The organism is Hallella absiana (genome assembly GCF_025457485.1).
Lineage (GTDB): Bacteria > Bacteroidota > Bacteroidia > Bacteroidales > Bacteroidaceae > Prevotella > Prevotella absiana.
Map to the genome: position 1 here is coordinate 14973 of NZ_JAMXSP010000013.1, position 15949 is coordinate 30921.

General features: G+C 52.1%; 12 protein-coding genes and 1 pseudogene. 10 read left to right on the forward strand and 3 right to left on the reverse strand.

Annotated features, from left to right (window positions below; translation table 11 throughout):
- Positions 1 to 98: 98 nt before the first annotated feature.
- The 3 genes from argH to pyrE form a co-directional block, all read right to left on the reverse strand.
- The gene (argH, locus tag NG346_RS08110) at positions 99 to 1442 is read right to left on the reverse strand and encodes an argininosuccinate lyase (RefSeq protein ID WP_154533154.1); all 1344 of its coding nucleotides are present in this window, start codon (positions 1440 to 1442) and stop codon (positions 99 to 101) included.
- Between the two features lie 149 nt (positions 1443 to 1591).
- Complete coding sequence (locus tag NG346_RS08115) at positions 1592 to 2005, reverse strand: SRPBCC family protein (protein WP_262280392.1); 414 nt, start codon at positions 2003 to 2005, stop codon at positions 1592 to 1594.
- A gap of 36 nt (positions 2006 to 2041) precedes the next feature.
- Complete coding sequence (gene pyrE / locus NG346_RS08120) at positions 2042 to 2674, reverse strand: orotate phosphoribosyltransferase (protein WP_154533152.1); 633 nt, start codon at positions 2672 to 2674, stop codon at positions 2042 to 2044.
- A 257-nt stretch (positions 2675 to 2931) separates the two neighbouring features.
- Here pyrE and NG346_RS08125 point away from each other — a divergent pair, with 257 nt between their 5' ends.
- The 10 genes and pseudogenes from NG346_RS08125 (at position 2932) to NG346_RS08170 (ending at position 15908) form a co-directional block, all read left to right on the forward strand.
- On the forward strand, positions 2932 to 4287 hold the full coding sequence (locus NG346_RS08125) for a methionine adenosyltransferase (RefSeq protein ID WP_154533151.1): 1356 nt from the start codon (positions 2932 to 2934) through the stop codon (positions 4285 to 4287).
- Between the two features lie 92 nt (positions 4288 to 4379).
- Positions 4380 to 5405: a DUF4271 domain-containing protein gene (locus tag NG346_RS08130; protein ID WP_154533150.1), complete on the forward strand. Its 1026-nt coding sequence runs from the start codon at positions 4380 to 4382 to the stop codon at positions 5403 to 5405.
- Between the two features lie 6 nt (positions 5406 to 5411).
- Positions 5412 to 6167: a uroporphyrinogen-III synthase gene (locus tag NG346_RS08135; RefSeq protein ID WP_262280391.1), complete on the forward strand. Its 756-nt coding sequence runs from the start codon at positions 5412 to 5414 to the stop codon at positions 6165 to 6167.
- An 8-nt stretch (positions 6168 to 6175) separates the two neighbouring features.
- On the forward strand, positions 6176 to 6631 hold the full coding sequence (rnpA, locus tag NG346_RS08140; protein ID WP_262280390.1) for a ribonuclease P protein component: 456 nt from the start codon (positions 6176 to 6178) through the stop codon (positions 6629 to 6631).
- Complete coding sequence (gene yidD, locus NG346_RS08145) at positions 6628 to 6870, forward strand: membrane protein insertion efficiency factor YidD (protein ID WP_262280389.1); 243 nt, start codon at positions 6628 to 6630, stop codon at positions 6868 to 6870. Before rnpA ends, yidD begins: the two co-directional genes overlap by 4 nt.
- Positions 6871 to 6929: 59 nt before the next feature.
- Complete coding sequence (gene tyrS / locus NG346_RS08150) at positions 6930 to 8228, forward strand: tyrosine--tRNA ligase (protein ID WP_262280388.1); 1299 nt, start codon at positions 6930 to 6932, stop codon at positions 8226 to 8228.
- 172 nt (positions 8229 to 8400) lie between these two features.
- Positions 8401 to 12291, forward strand: a complete 3891-nt coding sequence (locus tag NG346_RS08155; RefSeq protein WP_262288585.1) for a two-component regulator propeller domain-containing protein — start codon at positions 8401 to 8403, stop codon at positions 12289 to 12291.
- 184 nt (positions 12292 to 12475) lie between these two features.
- Positions 12476 to 12604: pseudogene (locus tag NG346_RS14625) on the forward strand (carboxypeptidase-like regulatory domain-containing protein); the annotation flags it as partial.
- Positions 12605 to 13035: 431 nt separating this feature from the next.
- Entirely contained in the window at positions 13036 to 13647 is a 612-nt protein-coding gene (locus NG346_RS08165) for a DUF4294 domain-containing protein (protein WP_262288588.1), read from the forward strand.
- A 527-nt stretch (positions 13648 to 14174) separates the two neighbouring features.
- On the forward strand, positions 14175 to 15908 hold the full coding sequence (locus tag NG346_RS08170; RefSeq protein ID WP_262280384.1) for an ATP-binding protein: 1734 nt from the start codon (positions 14175 to 14177) through the stop codon (positions 15906 to 15908).
- The last annotated feature ends 41 nt before the right edge of the window (positions 15909 to 15949 follow it).

Below are 15949 nucleotides of genomic sequence, written 5' to 3' on the forward strand. Positions count from 1 at the left end.
TACACTAAGGCCACAGGCTTTCCCTTGTTCCGGCACCCAACATGACACATGGTTCCAGCCAACAGTCAACATTCACCATTGGGCTCACTCAACATTCATCATTCTTCATTCAGCAATCTTCTCTCTGCTTCCTCCACCCTCTCGAAGTGGAAGCCGTCGAGCGTGTTGTCCATGAGTTCCTGGATACGGTCGTTGCAGAGATTGCCAATGGAACCCTCATGCGTGTGATGGATGTGGTGGTCGGCCTTGAACGTCCCAGCCTCGATCTCCAACCCCACCTTCTTATAAGCGTCGCGGAACGGCATGCCATTAGCGGCCAGCCGGTTCACCTCCTCCACGGAGAAAATAGGATCGTACATCGGGTTGTCGAGGATATGCCGGTTCACCTCTATCTTGTTGATGATATAGGCCGCCATGCTCAGGCAGTCCTTCAGCTCGTCGAAGGCAGGCAGGAACACCTCCTTGATGATCTGCAGATCGCGGAAATAGCCCACGGGCAGATTGTTCATGATGAGCATGATCTGCTGCGGCAGGCTTTGTATCTTGTTGCTCTTGGCACGGATGAGCTCAAAGACATCGGGGTTTTTCTTGTGCGGCATGATACTCGATCCCGTGGTACACTCCTTGGGCAGATGCACGAAACCAAAGTTCTGGCAGTTCATCAAGCAAGCGTCGAATGCCATCTTGGCTAGCGTGCCGGCCACCGTAGCAAGGGCGAAGGCCACATTGCGCTCCATCTTTCCACGTCCCATCTGCGCATAGACCACGTTATAGTCCATCGAGTCGAAGCCCAGCAACTCTGTCGTCATCGTGCGATTCAACGGGAAGGAAGAGCCATAGCCCGCTGCCGAGCCGAGAGGATTGCGGTTGGTCATCTTATAGGCCGCCTGCAGGAAGAGCATGTCGTCGGCAAGGCTCTCGGCATAAGCACCAAACCACAGGCCAAAGCTCGAAGGCATGGCGATCTGCAGATGGGTGTAGCCGGGCATGAGCACGTCCTTGTATTCGTTGCTCTTCTGGATGAGTTCGTCAAACAGACTCTTCACCTCGTCAACGACCTCCATCAGCTCATGGCGCGTGAAAAGCTTTAGGTCGACGAGCACCTGGTCGTTGCGTGAGCGGCCCGAATGGATCTTCTTGCCCAGGTCGCCGAGCTTGCGTGTGAGCATCAGCTCCACCTGGGAGTGCACATCCTCCACGCCGTCCTCGATGACAAACTCGCCTTGCTCGCACGTGCGATAGATGTTTTTCAGTTCAGCGAGCAGTTTTGTCAGCTCGTCTTTTTCCAGCAGACCGATGCTCTCAAGCATGGTGATATGTGCCATCGAGCCGAGCACGTCGTACTTAGCGAGGTACATATCCATCTCGCGGTCGCGTCCCACGGTGAACCGCTCTATTTCTTTGTTGACTTCAAATCCTTTCTCCCACAGTTTATTGGCCATAATACGAATTTAGTATGATGAATTTAGAATGATGAATATTGAATAATGCAAATGATGAACCAGAGTGATGAATGAAGCGTAATGAATGAAGAGTGACGAATCAAAACAATGTTGAGTGATGAATATCAACATTCACCACTCAACATTCATTATTCATACTGTATCATTTGCAGCGCGTCGGCGATCTTCTCGATACCTTCCTGCAACGGTTTTTTCACCATGCCGCTGATAAAGGGGTTGAGATCCGCCTTAATGGTGAGCTTCATCTTGCACGTGGTGTCTGTCACGGGCAGCAGCTGAATCCAGAAGTTGAAGGGCAGCGGACTCTCCTGTGTCTCGAACTTTATCGTCTTCGGTGCCTCACGCTCCACGATGACGAGCTTCACTGTGCCCATCTGCGTGCTGACCGAGATGCTGTCGGCATCAAACGACAAATCCTTGATCTTGTCCTCAGGCAGGCGGTCGCGCACTCGGTCGATATTGCTCAGATCGCTCAGCATCGCATAAACCGATGCCTGTGGATAGCCGATCTGTCGGATCGTGCTTTCTATCTTTGTACTCATATTATATATGTGCGTATAGATAAGGTATGTCTCAACTTATTTCTTCCAATTGGCGGGATCCTTGCGCCACTCATGCAGTGTGGCGATGTCCTCAGCCTTGATATAACCCGTTTCCTCAGCCTTCTCCACGACGTGCTCATAGTCGGTCAGCGTGACGAGCTTCACCTTGGCATCCTCAAACGCCTTTTGGGCAATCGGGAATCCGTAGGTGTAGCTGGCTACCATGCCCACCACATCGAAACCGGCCTGGCGCAGTGCGGCAACAGCCTTCAACGAACTGCCGCCCGTGGAGATGAGATCTTCCACGACGACCACTTTGGAGCCCTCGGGCAGCGTGCCTTCGATGAGGTTGCCCATGCCGTGGTCCTTGGGTTTCGAACGGACGTAGCAGAAAGGAAGGTTCAGCTCGTCGGCCACCAACGCCCCCTGGGCGATGGCTCCCGTAGCCACGCCGGCCACAGCGGTAGCCTCGGAGAAGTGCTCCAGCACAGCATGAGCCAACTCCAATTTCACGAAGCTGCGCAAGTCGGGATAGGACAGCGTCTTGCGGTTGTCGCAATAGAAAGGCGACTTCCAACCCGATGCCCATGTAAACGGATCGTTGGGCTGAAGTTTAATGGCTTTGATCTTCAGCAGTTTCTCTGCAAATACTTTCTGTAAGTTATCCATAGTTGATTTTGTTTATGCTTGTAACAGTTGACGCTACAAAGTTAATGAAAAAAAGGCAAAAGGCATACTTGTCACCTTGTTTTTCTTTGTCATTTGGAAAAATATCCGTAACTTTGCACGCGAGTTTTATAATATGTTTCATCAATGTGGAAGAATTTGGCTGCTTGCAACCACACTAAAAAATGCTAAAACTGCAAAATCACCCTCAGATTTTACGGTTACTTGGCGTTATTCCACGCTTAAAAAGTAATGGAAAAATGAGTTATCTATTTTCTTCAGAATCCGTTTCGGAAGGACATCCCGACAAGGTGGCCGACCAGATTTCCGATGCCATCCTCGACCAGTTCCTGGCCTATGACCCTAAGGCTCACTGCGCCGTGGAGTCGTTTGTCACCACCGGACAGGTAGTGATCATGGGCGAGGTGCACTCCAACGCCTACATCGACCTGCAAGCCATGGCGCGCAAAGCCATCAAGCGCATCGGATACAGCAAAGCCGAGTATCAGTTCGACTACAACTCCTGCGGCATCCTCACGGCAATCCATGAGCAGAGCGGCGACATCAATCAGGGCGTCAGCCGCGAGAAAGAGGAAGAGCAGGGCGCCGGCGACCAGGGCATGATGTTTGGATATGCCTCCAATGAGACCGACAACTACATGCCCGCCACCCTCGACCTGTCGCATCTGATCATGTACACCTTGGCACAGATACGCAAGGAAGGCAAGGTGATGACCTATCTGCGTCCCGATGCCAAGAGTCAGGTGACCATGGAATACAACGAGCAGAACGAGCCCGTGCGCATCGACACCATTGTGGTCTCGACACAGCACGACCCGTTTGTCGAGCCTAAGGACGACAGCCGCAAGGCTCAGAAAGAGGCTGACGAGCAGATGCTTGCCAAGATCCGCGAGGATGTCATCAACATCCTCATCCCTCGCGTCAAGGAAGCCGCCGGCGACAAACTGCGCCGACTCTTCGACAACAGTCTGGCCAACGCTGCCGAGACAGAGGCCAACGCCAGCGAACGTGAGCGCAAGCTGATGCACGACGGCATCAAATACTACGTCAACCCGACGGGCAAGTTTGTCATCGGCGGTCCTCACGGCGACACCGGACTGACCGGACGCAAGATTATCGTCGACACCTACGGAGGACGCGGCGCACACGGCGGCGGTGCCTTCTCGGGCAAGGATCCCAGCAAGGTAGACCGCAGCGCAGCATACGCCGCCCGCTATATCGCCAAGAACATGGTGGCTGCCGGTGTGGCCGACGAGATGCTTGTGCAGTTGGCCTATGCCATCGGTGTGGCTGAGCCCGTGAGCGTCTATGTCAACACCTACGGCCGCAGCCATGTCAGCCTGAGCGACAGTGAGATCGCACGCAAAGTGAAAGACCTCTTCGACCTGCGCCCCAAAGCCATCGAGGACACGCTCAACCTGCGCCAACCGATCTATTTCGAGACTGCTGCCTACGGCCACATGGGACGCCAGTGCCAGAAAGTCAAGAAAACTTTTGAAAGCCTCTATCACGAGAAAAAGACGATGGAGGTGGAGCTCTTCACCTGGGAAAAGCTCGACCAGGTAGAGCGCATCCGCAAGGCCTTCGGCTTATAATATCGCAGGGGCGGGGACTTCGCCAATGCTCTGCTCCTGCCACTCCACACAAGGACGGCCTCCGGGCCGTCTCTTGTATTTTTGATTAGCAAATGATACAGCAAAGCGATTCTACGGCAGTTGCCACACCCGTGCAAACCAAGCAGCACACTGCCACAAACCACAAGAGTGGCTACCGATCTCCATGGGATATCATCAAGACATTGCCCGCCACGGCAACGCCTTGGCAACAGGACTCGGCCATCAGGGCTAACTATAAGTTTCCACAAGTCGACTGGGCTCACTACCACAATCCACTGCGCACGCCGACCACCAAGCCCACAGGCTTCGGAAAGATGAACCTCAACCGGCCGCTGTACTACAGTCATTCGCTCGTACAGCCCGACTCCATCTATCGTCCGGAGTACGCTACTTACCGGCAGGGAGTGGCGGGAGATCCCGTGCCCTACTCCATCGCCAGCGACAACCTCATCTCTTCGGTGCTCATCGCCTGCTTTGTCTTTGCCCTCATCGCCATCGCCAAGTCCGGAGGTTTCATCCGCCGACAATTCAAGAACTTCTTCTATACACAACGCGAAGGCACCACCGAGATCACCGAGACCAGTAGCGAGCTGCGCTTCCAGCTATTCTTGCTGTTGCAGACCTGCCTGCTCTTCTCGTTGGTATTTTTCTTCTATACCGGCAATTATGCCGGTACCTCCTTCACCGTGCCGCAATACCTTACGGTAGGCATCTACACAGGCATACTCCTTCTCTACTTCGGCGTCAAGGCTCTGCTCTACGCTTTTGTGAACTGGATCTTCTTTGATAAGAAAAAAAACGAACAATGGAACAAGAGTATGCTCTTCCTTTCTTCGGTCGAAGGTATCGCTCTTTTCCCGATGGTCATGCTGTCGGTCTACTTCAACTTATCGCTGCAAACAACCATAGTTTACACCTCTGTTGTCGTCATTTTAGTTAAATTGTTGGCCTTCTATAAGTCCTACTTGATATTTTTCCGCAAAACGAGCGTTGTTGTGCAAAGTTTTTTGTACTTTTGTGCACTTGAACTCATGCCACTGGGCTCCCTGTGGGGTGTACTGGTGTTGACGGATAATTATTTAAAAATAAACTTTTAGGACACAATGATTAAGAAGATCATGATTTCCCTGCCTAAACCGGCGGGCGAGAAATCCCCGTATTACGATATCGAGAAAGAATTCGGGGTAGAGATCGTCTTTCGCCCTTTCATCAAAGTAGAAGGGCTCACTGCTAAGGAATTTCGCCAGCAGAAAGTAAGCATTCTTTCACATACGGCCATCGTCTTCACCTCACGGCATGCCATTGACTTCTTTTTTCAATTAGCCAACGAGCTTCGGCTTACCATTCCGGAAGACATGAAATATTTCTGCGTCACCGAGACGATATCTCTCTATATACAGAAATACGTGCAGTATCGCAAGAGAAAGGTGTTCTTTGGAAACACCGGAAAGATCGATGATCTCATCCCCGTGATGATGAAGCACAAGCAGGAGAAATATCTCGTGCCGCTGAGCAGCGTACACAACGACGACATCAAGAATATGCTCGATGCCAAGGGACTCAACCACACCGAATGTGTCATGTACCGCACGTTGAGCAACAACTTCACCCCCGAAGAGGTGAAGAACTTCGACTGCGACATGCTGATCTTCTCAACTCCTACCGGCGTAAACTATCTTACACAGTCTTTCCCCAACGTCAAGGAAGGCTCACTCAAGCTCGGTGCCTTCGGACCTGCCACAGGAAAAGCCATCGAAAAAGCTGGACTACCCGTCTCGCTCATGGCGGGCACCAAGGAATATCCATCGATGATTGCCGCTCTCAAAGCTTTCCTGAAAAAAGAGAACGGCGAGGACTAATCACACACATGACACAGTTTAGACCGACACTTGGCAAGAGTGAGCGCATCTATCACCGAAAAGACATAGACGCACTCTTCAAGGAGGGCAACAGCCACTCGATGTCTGCCTTTCCGATCCGAGCTGTGTACATGCTGATTCCTACCACAGACAGCGACGAACAGCAGGACGAAAGGCCGCAACGACCACAGGCCAAGTTCCTCATCAGCGTGCCCAAGCACTGCTTCAGAAGAGCCGTGAAACGCAACCGCATCAAGCGACTCGTCAGAGAGGCTTACCGCCACAACAAAAGCCTTGTCGCGCAGTGGCCGCTCGCCATCGCTTTCATCTGGATGGACAGAAGGATGCCTGACGCTGCTACGGTCAACAAAAGCGTGGTCAACCTTCTCGCGCGCATTCACGAGAAGATGGCCGGCACCAATAAGGAACAGCCAACTCCTAACTCTTTGAGTAGCAACGAATGAAGAAACTGTTGCTTTTCGTCTCACATGGCCTGGCATGGCTGCTGGTGCAGCCAATCGTGTTCTACCAAAAGTTCATCACGCCCTACACGCCACCTTCGTGCCGCTTCACGCCGACATGTTCGGAATATGCGCGTCAGGCAATCCTTAAGCACGGCCCCGTCAAGGGACTGCTCCTGGCCATCTGGCGCATCCTGCGCTGTAATCCATGGGGAGGCAGCGGCTACGACCCGGTGCCATAATTCCCCCTTCATCTGTTGTTGATGACATCATCGGCTCTATGAGCCCTAAACATATAAAAATGAAAAACTTCGTAGAAGAACTGAAATGGCGCGGCATGCTCGCCCAAATCATGCCGGGCACTGAAGAGTATCTCAATACTCATCTCGTTTCGGCATATCTGGGTACCGACCCTACTGCCGACTCTCTGCATATCGGACACCTTTGCGGCATCATGATGCTGCGTCACCTGCAGCGCTGCGGACACAAGCCTTATCTGCTCGTCGGCGGTGCCACGGGTATGATCGGTGATCCTTCGGGAAAGAGCCAGGAGCGCAACCTCCTCGACCAGGACACGCTCTATCACAATCAGGAAGCCATCAAGAAGCAGGTCAGCAAGTTCCTCGACTTCGACGGTACGGAGCCCAACAAAGCAGAACTGGTCAACAACTACGACTGGATGAAGGACTATAAGTTCCTCGACTTCGTGCGTGACATCGGCAAACACATCACCGTCAACTATATGATGGCTAAGGACAGCGTGCAGAAACGTCTCAACGGCGAGGCTCGCGACGGTCTGTCTTTCACCGAGTTCACCTATCAGTTGCTCCAAGGCTACGACTTCCTCTATCAGTATGAGCACTATGGTGTGCGTCTGCAGCTCGGCGGCAACGACCAGTGGGGCAACATGACCACCGGCACAGAGCTCATCCGCCGCACGCTCGGCAACGATGCCGAAGCCTTCTGCCTCACCTGCCCACTCATCACCAAAGCCGACGGAAAGAAGTTCGGCAAGACCGAGAGCGGAAACGTCTGGCTCGACCGCAACCGCACCACTCCGTACGCTTTCTATCAGTTCTGGCTCAACGTCAGCGACGAAGACGCCGAACGCTATATCAAGATCTTCACCGACCTCGATAAGGAGACCGTCGACGCGCTCATCGCTGAGCACCGTCAGGATCCAGGCCGCCGTGTGCTGCAAAAACGACTCGCCGCTGAGGTCACCACGATGGTACACTCCAAAGAGGACCTCGACATGGCCATCGCCGCCAGCAACATTCTCTTCGGTAAGGCCACCAAAGACCAGCTCACTCAGCTCGACGAGGCTACGCTCGTAGATGTCTTCAAGGATGTACCTCACTACGAACTCGGCAAGGACCAGCTCGGACAAAAAGCCATCGACCTGTTCTGCCAGGACGGTTGGGACATCTTCCCCAGCAAGGGCGAGATGCGAAAGATGGTCAAGGGCAATGGCGTGAGCCTGAACAAGGAGAAACTTACCGCCTTCGACCAGCCCGTCACTGCCGAAGATCTCATCGACGGCAAGTACCTGCTCGTGCAGCGCGGCAAGAAGAACTATTACCTCATCACGGTGAAGTAATTCTCAGGCTGTTTCCGGAATAAGACTCCGGCAATTCCGAACAAAGATATAAACGGCAACCTTCCGTAGGAACGGTTGCCGTTTTTTTATGCTATTCGTGTCGCTTTCTCATAAAAAAGATGTACTTTTGTAGTGAAACTATCCCATCAACCCTACATAACATCTAAATCTCATGCTGAAACGCTACACCTTATTATTATATAGCCTACTGACAGTCTTCCTCGTGCTGGTTGCCGACAACGGCCTGCTCCACACTCCCGCTGAGGGATTGTCGGCCAGTACCACCAACAGCATCATACAGGACAACTACGGCTACATCTGGATCGGAACGGAATATGGACTCAACCGCTACGACGGCTACCACTTTTCGGTGTATCATGCCGCAAAGTCAGACACGACATCCTTGCCCAGCAACGAGATCACGGCACTCTTTCTCAGCCGCGACAAGCAGTTGTGGGTGGGATGCAGCAAAGGACTGGCCAGATACGACGCACGGCACAATCGCTTTGTCCGGTATCGTTTTCCCGACACAATACAGCCTCGTGTGGAGTCGATCGTGGAAACGGCCAATGGTCAACTGCTTCTCGGCACAGCAGGATACGGACTCTTTGCCATCGACAAGATTCAGAACAAGGCCATAAGGCTTAAAGCCTTCTCACGAGGGCAGGACGACGAGTTTGCCAGCAAACTCTTCCTTGACCACCAAGGCGTGCTTTGGCGGTGCAGCCACAACAACATGATCAGCCGCTGGACGCTCAACGGACTTCATCCGCGCCGCGTGACCGACTTCCGTAGCGACGTCGGTCCGGTGATGAGCTATATACAGCGACCGCATGGCGTGCTGATGATCTGCATGTATGGCATACTCTACTACGACGAGCCCACGGCAAGCCTTTCACACGCCGGTTCTGGCGTTACGATATTCGACAAGCAAGTATCTGTGCGCAAAGGCATTGCCGACAGGCAGGGCAATCTCTTTATCGGCAGTTCTGGTCATGGGCTTTTTGTCATCAGAAAAGGAAGCTCCAAACTCGAGAGTGTCACCGATGACAATTCTCAGTTCAATCTCTCTGCAGCCAACGTCAATGACATTTACCAAGACCGCGACGGAAATCTATGGGTGAGTTGCTACAAGAAAGGCATCTATCTCATCAGCCACAAAGCCACACCTTTCCGTGCCGTCTCCTTTGCGAATAAGGGCGTACGCTTAGGCAGCAGCGTGTCCTCTATTGCTGCTGATGGTAAGGGTGGCGTCTGGTGTGTCGTACAGAAAGCAGGCATCTACCACTTTTCTGCCGACGGCACTGTCAGTGGCAGAATCAGCGCACCGGAGAGTCCCAACACACTATGGAGATCTGCTGACGGTCACTACTGGCTCGGCACTGAAAACGCACTGTGGAGCTATGACCCCAATACCGGTGCCCGCTCCTGCAAACTACAGGTGCAGGGCTGGGGAATCAATGCCATCGCTGATGCCGGTCGCGGAATCTTAGCGGTGAGCAACTTCGGAAAAGGACTACTGCTTTACAATCCCACCACAGATCACCTTCGGCAATATTCAATGGCTCAAAACGCCAAAGGTCATCCCTCGTTGGTCAACGACTGGGTGAGAACAATGCTAAAGGACCATCAAGGTCTCTTATGGATTGGCACAGCAGACGGTCTGGCTTGCATGGATCCTGTGACTGGCTCCTTCTCTGTCTTGGGCTGGCAATGTCAGCTACGGGGAATTCAGGTCTACGCACTTTGTGAGAACCGTCGCAAAGACATCCTCGTGGGTACCACCGAGGGGCTCTTCGTCTACGATCGCCAACACCGGACGACAAGACGAATGCCCGACGACACAGCCCTGCGCAACGTCACCGTCTATGGCATCGTGGAGGATCATAGCGGTGACCTATGGCTGAGTACCACCGACGGCATCTGGCAATATGACCACCGGCGACACCGCTTCATCGGGCACATCCACGGCAATGGCCTCGCCTCGGCAGAGTATATTCCGGGCGCTGCCATACATAGTGACAACGATGACATTTGCTTTGCTACCAGCGACGGACTGACGATGTTCACACCGCAGCACGTGCGTCACAACACCATCCGGCTCAGAACCGTGTCCGTCACCCGCCTGACTGTCAACGGCGAAGAGCGAGCCTTGCCTTTTGGGAAACTGAAGCTCAGCCACAACGAAAACAATCTCTCCTTCGACTTCAGCCTTTTCAACTACACCGACGCTGCCGACATCATCTATCAATATCGCATCAATGACCAACAGCCATGGATGTCGTTGGAAGCAGGAGTGAACCGTCTGACATTGGGCGAAATGAAGCCCGGCACCTATCACATAGAAGCCCGCGCTGTGTACAACGGTCAGATGTCTACGCCCAAAGAGGTCATCACCGTGGTCATACGCCAGCCGTGGTATGCCACGCTTTGGGCTTTTCTTGTCTATGCGCTTGTTGCCGTGGGCATCGTAGTAGCTGTTCTGTACTATGTCGAGCGCAAGCGGACCATAGACCTTGAAGATCAGAAGATGCAGTTTCTCATCAATGCCACACACGACATCCGCTCTCCGCTCACGCTCATCCTTGCCCCCTTGGCCAAACTGCGACAGACGTTGAGTGGCACTCCTTCGGAAAACGATGTCAACACTATCGACCGCAACGCCAAGAGACTGCTGCTACTCGTCAATCAAATCCTGGATGAGCGGAAGCTTGACAAGAACCAGATGCAACTGCAATACGCCGATACCGACATGGTGGCAGCGATACAGGGTGTCTGTGCCATGTTTCAGTACAACGCCCGTGAAAGGCATATCGCCCTCAACTTTGAGCACGCTGACAAGGAACTGTGGCTCTCCGTCGATCCGCAGAATTTCGAGAAGGTGCTCATCAACCTGCTGTCCAACGCATTTAAATACACACCCGATGGCGGAGAGATCTGCTTCCGTCTCACCCACGACGAGACTTCTGTCGTCGTCAACTTGCTTGACACCGGTTGCGGATTCAGCGGCCAGGAGGCACGTCATGTCTTCGAGCGTTTCTATCAAGGCCGCAACCATCCCGGCAAACACCTGTCCGGCACCGGCATCGGCCTCAACCTCTGCCAGTCTATCGTCAAGATGCACGGCGGCACGATCCTCGCAGCCAACCGGCAGGACGGGCGCAGCGGTGCCTGCATGACCGTCACGCTGCCATATATTCAAGGCGCAGCAAAGCCTCAGCATCCGCAAGCCTCTCCACGTCAGCAGGCCAATCGTGGTTGTCGCGTGATGCTTGTCGACGATGATACAGAGCTGACGCAATACATCGCCAACGAGCTTGGCAAATGGTATCGCTTCGACGTCTTTGCCAACGGGCGCGACGCACTGCAGGCGTTGCTGACTGACAAGCATTACGACGTGGTCATCTCCGACATCATCATGCCCGTGATGGATGGAATAGAACTGCTGAAACGCATCAAGGGCAATCCACAGATCAACGACGTGCCCGTGGTGATGCTCACCTCCAAAGGCGAGACCGTCGACCGGCTGCAAGGTATCTCTTCGGGTGCCGACGCCTATATGGAGAAGCCTTTCAGCATGGAAGAGCTCCATGCTGTCATTGACAATCTCGTCGACAACGTCAGAAGGCTCAAAGGCAAATACTCTGGAACACGTGACCAAGTCGAGAATATCAAGCGCACACCTACCACAGGCAACAATGAGCAACTCATGGACCGTGTCATGCAATCGGTCAATAACCACCTCACTGATCCGGAATACAGTGTGGAGACGCTCACCGCCGACGTAGGCATCAGCCGTGCGCAGCTCCACCGCAAAATGAAGGAGCTGACAGGCATCTCCACTGCCGAGTTTATCCGCAACATCAGAATGCAGCGGGCGGCAGAATTGATTGAGGAGGGAAAAATCAATATCACACAGATCGCTTATGACTGCGGTTTCAACAGTCAGTCGCATTTCTCCACCGTCTTCCGCAAGCATTTTGGGATCACCCCCAGCCAATATGCCGCTCAGCACACGTCTGAAACAAACAGAAACGAGCATGAAACAAAACTGAACCCATGAAAATCTAAAAACTTTTAACTTTGCGTCCATGGCAATCCACAGCAAACAAATGAAACGCTACATAAAGCTGATCATAGCCTAATACGCTTATAACATCAACCTAAACTATAAAAGGACCATGGAACACAAAAGTTTTCAAGCTATCAAGGCACTCGCTGCCTTGGGGATCATCTCGGCGATCCCAATGGTCGCGTCGGCACAGAACCGCACAGTCCACGGCGTTGTAACAGACGCTGAAGGGCCTGTGATAGGTGCTACCGTGAAAATAAAGGGCACGGGCACGGGTACCGTGACAGACCTCGACGGCAAGTACAAGTGGGCTTATAAGGGCGTCTGCGACGGTATCGACGGAGAGGATCTCGGACTGAAATATGGCGGTGAGGACTACAAGGCTTACTACGAGAAACAAAACGTGTCGAGCACGGTATCGGAATAAGCGATTGAGCGCAACATAGCAGATGCCGGTCACACTCCCTGTGGCCGGCATTTCTTTTTGTGAATTCTCAATTCTGTCATTCTTGCTTCTTTGAACTTGCTTCTGTCCCCATCCATTTGTCGTTGATGCAGAAAGAAGCGGTGATCGTATCAGGCGATTTTGCGCTGAGAGTGCGAAAGTCATCAAAATATAACTTAATTTATTTTCGTATCAGCCCAAATCTGTGTAATTTTGCGGCTGTTATGAAGGTTGCAGATTACATCATCAGAATGTGGAAGCACGTTGCGCTGCTTGCCGTGTGTCTCTGCATGGTGGTTGCCGCCCATGCACAGGGCGACATCGACCATCCGGGCCATGTCAATCCCGAGGACATGCAGGTGGATATGGACAACCCTACCTTCGTGCCGATGGTGAAGGTGGGCAAGGTGCTTATGGGGCGTGACTCCATCCAGTATGTGGAACTCAACAATGTGTGGGTGTTCACTCAGCCCGTTTTCAAGAACGCGCAGGAGCGTGCTGCTTTCAACCGCCTGGTTTACAACGTGAAGAAAGTGCTCCCCATTGCCAAGGAAGTCAACCGCATCATCATCGAGACCGGCGATTACCTCGAGACGCTGCCCAACAAGAAGGCCAAGGACGAGCACATGAAGCGCGTAGAGGCGGCCATCAAGAAGGAGTATACGCCACGCATGAAGAAGCTCACCTACAGCCAGGGTAAGCTGCTCATCAAGCTCGTCTATCGCGAATGCAACAGTTCCAGCTACGACCTCATCAAGGCCTTTCTCGGTCCCGTGCGTGCCGGCTTCTACCAAGCCTTCGCCTGGGTGTTTGGCGCCAGCCTGAAAAAGGACTATGAGCCCAAGGGCGTCGACCGCCTCACGGAGCGTGTCGTGCTCCTCGTGGAGGCGGGACAGCTGTAGAATTAGCTTTACAAAAGTCTGTCATGTTTCTCTTTCATTCTAGAGCGAGCAATGAAGGCTTTTAATCGGAAAAGGCTTGTGTAATCCCCACAAAAACATGGAAATTTCGACAAAACAGTGGAATGACCTTGTCAAAACACTGAGATGACCTTGTCAAAACACTGAGATGATGAGGTCAAAACACTGAGATGACAAGGTCATCTCAGTGTTTTGACAGCGTAAAAAAAGACATTTGGCGATGACATCAAATGTCAACAAATTACAAGTGCTTGTCTTTTAGTGTTTTATAAAAAATCTCCAGAATCGCGATTTTCCAATCAGAGTAGTGTCTGCTCGAAAAAATCGCATTCTCAGAGGCCGAAAATTGTCAGAAAGCAAGACAAATCAGAGCGTGACAAGCGCTTCTTTTGGCAGTCTGACAATGTTGTCGTGAGAAAGTCGTCGTGGTTATTTCTATTTTCTTCCTCCAAGTTTTGCTTATCTGAAAGGAAAAGGTTATATTTGCAACAACGATAAGCAGCAAGACGATGAACAACGATTTCAAGCGCATTCCCTACGGCATCTCAGATTTTAAGCAGGTGCGGAAGGAAAACAAATATCTGGTGGACAAGAGTATGTACTTCGAGCGGATGGAACGGGCAGGCAACTTTCTTTTCCTTGTCCGTCCGCGCCGCTTCGGCAAGAGTTTGTTTCTGAACATGCTCGAAGCCTACTACGATATCAATGAGAAGGACAACTTCCAAGAGTTGTTCAAGGGAATGTATGCCGCTGAACATCCGACGGAGTACCGCAACAAGTACCAGGTGATGCATCTCGACTTCTCTTGCGTGGGTAGCGACATTGATAATCTGAGTAGCAACTTCAATAACTATCTGACTGGTCAATGCGAGTCTTTTATTAGAAAATACGCATATCTCTATCCGAAAGGCTGTGAAGACGAGGTACTTCGTGGAAAGACAGGCATAGACATGCTCAACCGTCTTAACAATGTTGCAAGAGATTCTGGTTGCAGTCTCTACCTGATCGTTGACGAATATGACAACTTCACCAATAATGTTCTTAATGTGAAGGGGCAACAGGCTTACCACGACCTCACCCACGGAACAGGCTTCTACCGCGACGTGTTCAAGCTATTCAAGCCGATGTTCGACCGCATCATCATGCTCGGCGTCGCTCCCATCACGCTCGACGACCTGACGAGTGGCTACAACATCGCGCTGAACATGACCATCGACTCGCGCTTCAACCAGATGCTCGGCTTCTCAGAGGAAGATGTGCGACAGATGATCCGCTATTACAAAGACGCAGGTGCCATCAAGCCGGAAGTTACTGAGGACAGTATCATCGCTGATATTAAGCCATGGTACGACAACTATTGTTTTGCCAAGGACAGTTTTGGTCGTGAGCCCAGCATGTTCAACAGCGACATGGTGTGCTACTATATGAGTACACTTGTCGATACAGGACACAAGCCGGAAGAAATGGTCGACCCGAATACGAAGACTGACTACAAGAAACTGCGCAACCTTATCGAGATCGGCAACATGACCGAGGAGCGTCGGCAAACCATCTACGACATCATGCACACGGGTTACACCTATTCGACGATCAACAGCTACTTCCCCGCAGAGAGCATTACCGACGAAGACAACTTCGTCAGTTTGCTCTTCTATTATGGCATGCTCACCATTCGTGGCACCTTAGGCGCTATGCTGAAGTTGGGTATTCCGAACAACAATGTGCGCAAACAGTATTACAACTATCTGATTCAGGCTTTCCAGCAGATTTATCCTATTGCAGTCTCGCAGCTCAACGTTCCATTTTATCAGGCTGCTTTGGAAGGCAACTGGCGACCGATGATGGACTACATCCTCAAGGCTTACCACGACACTACCGCCGTGCGACAGCTTATCGAAGGCGAGCGCAACCTGCAAGGTTTCATGAATGCGTTCCTCTCGCTTGACCCTTATTACCTTGTAGCTCCCGAGATGGAGTTCTCTCATGGCTATTGCGACTTCTTCCTGTTGCCCAACTACACGGTTTACCCGATGGTTGCCCACAGCTATATCCTGGAGTTGAAGTATCTCAAGACTGACACTACCGAGGCTGAGACTGCCCAACAGTGGACCGAGGCCGTCGCGCAGATCAAGACCTACGCCGCCGACCACAAGCTGCAGACTATGCTCCACGGCACACAGCTCCACCTCATCGTCGTGCAGATCAAAGGCTACGATGTGGTGAAGATGGAGGAAATAAGATAAAGGTAAAAAAGTAAAGAGGTAAAAGCGTAAAGAGATAGGGA

What these genes read in the sequence shown, in the direction of transcription:
- argH (WP_154533154.1), bottom strand. Translation starts at nt 1,442, where the DNA reads ATGGCCAATAAACTGTGGGAGAAAGGATTTGAAGTCAACAAAGAAATA.
- NG346_RS08115 (WP_262280392.1), bottom strand. Translation starts at nt 2,005, where the DNA reads ATGAGTACAAAGATAGAAAGCACGATCCGACAGATCGGCTATCCACAG.
- pyrE (WP_154533152.1), bottom strand. Translation starts at nt 2,674, where the DNA reads ATGGATAACTTACAGAAAGTATTTGCAGAGAAACTGCTGAAGATCAAA.
- NG346_RS08125 (WP_154533151.1), top strand. Translation starts at nt 2,932, where the DNA reads ATGAGTTATCTATTTTCTTCAGAATCCGTTTCGGAAGGACATCCCGAC.
- NG346_RS08130 (WP_154533150.1), top strand. Translation starts at nt 4,380, where the DNA reads ATGATACAGCAAAGCGATTCTACGGCAGTTGCCACACCCGTGCAAACC.
- NG346_RS08135 (WP_262280391.1), top strand. Translation starts at nt 5,412, where the DNA reads ATGATTAAGAAGATCATGATTTCCCTGCCTAAACCGGCGGGCGAGAAA.
- rnpA (WP_262280390.1), top strand. Translation starts at nt 6,176, where the DNA reads ATGACACAGTTTAGACCGACACTTGGCAAGAGTGAGCGCATCTATCAC.
- yidD (WP_262280389.1), top strand. Translation starts at nt 6,628, where the DNA reads ATGAAGAAACTGTTGCTTTTCGTCTCACATGGCCTGGCATGGCTGCTG.
- tyrS (WP_262280388.1), top strand. Translation starts at nt 6,930, where the DNA reads ATGAAAAACTTCGTAGAAGAACTGAAATGGCGCGGCATGCTCGCCCAA.
- NG346_RS08155 (WP_262288585.1), top strand. Translation starts at nt 8,401, where the DNA reads ATGCTGAAACGCTACACCTTATTATTATATAGCCTACTGACAGTCTTC.
- NG346_RS08165 (WP_262288588.1), top strand. Translation starts at nt 13,036, where the DNA reads ATGGTGGTTGCCGCCCATGCACAGGGCGACATCGACCATCCGGGCCAT.
- NG346_RS08170 (WP_262280384.1), top strand. Translation starts at nt 14,175, where the DNA reads ATGAACAACGATTTCAAGCGCATTCCCTACGGCATCTCAGATTTTAAG.